General features: G+C 35.6%; 3 protein-coding genes. All 3 read left to right on the top strand.

Features of this window, described 5'->3' with window-relative positions:
* Positions 1-22: 22 nt before the first annotated feature.
* The gene (locus ACJML3_RS01690) at positions 23-124 is read left to right on the top strand and encodes a hypothetical protein (RefSeq protein WP_406020070.1); all 102 of its coding nucleotides are present in this window, start codon (positions 23-25) and stop codon (positions 122-124) included.
* A gap of 340 nt (positions 125-464) precedes the next feature.
* The gene (locus ACJML3_RS01685) at positions 465-833 is read left to right on the top strand and encodes a hypothetical protein (protein ID WP_406020068.1); all 369 of its coding nucleotides are present in this window, start codon (positions 465-467) and stop codon (positions 831-833) included.
* 2 nt (positions 834-835) lie between these two features.
* A partial coding sequence (locus tag ACJML3_RS01680; protein WP_406020067.1) for a baseplate J/gp47 family protein occupies positions 836-2,027 on the top strand: 1,192 nt, incomplete at its 3' end.

Here is a 2,027-nt window from a genome sequence, read left to right as displayed (position 1 = left end):
CAATTTAGATGTTAAAGGCGGTATGAACTCAACAGGCGATCTTAATTGTGGCGGTATCTCGTTTCTTAATCATGTTCATTCAGGCGTTGAAGTTGGATCAGGTGATACAGATGAACCGAAATAATTTATTAAAGCTCTACAATGTAGAGCTTTATTTTTTTTTAATCATTTTTTTTTACATTTTTTGTGTAGTAGAAAAATTTAAAAGATAAAAAATAAACTTAATTATTGGTCCGATAAAAAATCATTTATTTACAATAAGTTATCAAATATAGACAAAATACAAAAATTAAGTATTTTATAGGTATAAATGGCTTATTTAATAGAGTTAAAAGTATTTTTTAACTACATAAATATAAAAGTCTTTTTGGTCTGTATGAATCTTTGCTTTTCTTATCAAATAGCCTTTACAAAAATAAATCGCTATAATTAAAACAGAATTATTTTTTATATGGTTTTTGCTTATGTCTAGTGATTTCACTTTAGCTTTGCAGGATGATTGGGATCTACACGTCAACAATGCAGGCAACTTAGAAACAACTGAATACGCTCAGGGTATTGCTCAGAATGTAGCAAATGCTTTTAGATTGTTCACTAATGATGCTTATTTCTTTACAGAAAGAGGCATCCCACATTTTCTGATTGAACTTGATGCACATCCGAAATTAAACATTCTACGATCACGCCTTAAAAAAGTTGCTCTTAACGTTGACGGTGTAAAAGATTGTGTTATCAATCTAATGGAAACAGATGAAGATCGTGCGCTCAACGGCTTTGCAGAGTTAACATTAACAAATGGCGAAAAGACTACGGTTAAAATAGCAGGATTATAACCATGATTATATTCAATTCTAAAACAGGCTTTGAAGTAAGCGAGATCCCAGAACTCAGAGAACAGATCGCATCAGAGTGGCAAAACGCCTTTAAAGAAAACGGAAAACCGCTTTTAAATGTTGATCCTGAAACACCGCAGGGGCAGATTATTGATTCTCAGGTAGCAAGCGTTAATCAAAAAGATAGTGAAGTATTGTATCTGGCTCAACAGTTCGATCCTAGAACATCAGAGGGCAGATTTCAGGATGCACTTGGCGAGATCTATTTTATTACACGCAAACAGGCTCAAAATTCTTTTGCAATTTGTACGATTACAGGCAGACAGGGCACAGTTATAGCAAAAGGATCGCTGATACAATCCGAAATTGACGGCACACAATGGGCGTTAAATGAAGATGTTACAATTCCTGCAGGCGATACGGCAACAGGCGTATTTATTTGTACTACTGCAGGCGCAGTAGAGGCAAGCGCAGGAACATTAAACAAGATTGTAACTACTGTTACAGGTTGGGATGCAGTCACAAACGCAACGGCAACAGTAGGAACACTTGAAGAAAGTCAAAGTGAATTTGAAAAAAGGCGATCTGATTCCGTTGCAAAAAATGCAAGATCAACGGTTAACGCTGTTTATGCGAATGTTCTGGAATTAGATGGCGTTATTGCCTGCTATGCGGTGGATAACAAAAAGAATATCTCTGAAACAATAGACAGCTACACGCTAAAACCTCATTCAATATTTGTTGCCGTTGTCGGTGGTGAAAATGCAGATATTGCAAAAGCTATTTATGATAACTTATCCGCAGGATGCGATTATAACGGCAATACTAGCGTTGATATAACAAACGAATACAGTGGCGCAGTTGAAACAGTTACATTTTACCGCCCTGCAAATTACAATATCTTTGTTAATGTTCAGATACAGGATAACGGATCATTACCAGATGATTATGAAGATCTGATCAAAGATGCTGTTTATAATAATTTCTACGGCTTAGATACAGAAACCAAAATCAACGGTAACGCAATTCTACGCTTAAAAATGAATGATGATCTGTATTCTTCAAGATTCACTCCATCAATTCTTAATACGGCAGTCGCAAACGTGTTAACAGTAGAGTTATCTACTGATGGACTAACTTGGGTTAACAATCTGCATATTCCGATCACTGCTAATCCTACACTGGATAAAAACA

This window comes from Succinivibrio sp. (genome assembly GCF_045124615.1).
GTDB classification, from domain to species: domain Bacteria; phylum Pseudomonadota; class Gammaproteobacteria; order Enterobacterales; family Succinivibrionaceae; genus Succinivibrio; species Succinivibrio faecicola.
Note: the sequence above shows the minus strand (reverse complement) of the source record. Positions and strands in the feature narration are given on the sequence as shown.

Excerpts from the sequence above, each read along its gene's own strand:
- ACJML3_RS01685 (WP_406020068.1), top strand. The coding sequence starts at position 465 with ATGTCTAGTGATTTCACTTTAGCTTTGCAGGATGATTGGGATCTACAC.
- ACJML3_RS01690 (WP_406020070.1), top strand. The coding sequence starts at position 23 with ATGAACTCAACAGGCGATCTTAATTGTGGCGGTATCTCGTTTCTTAAT.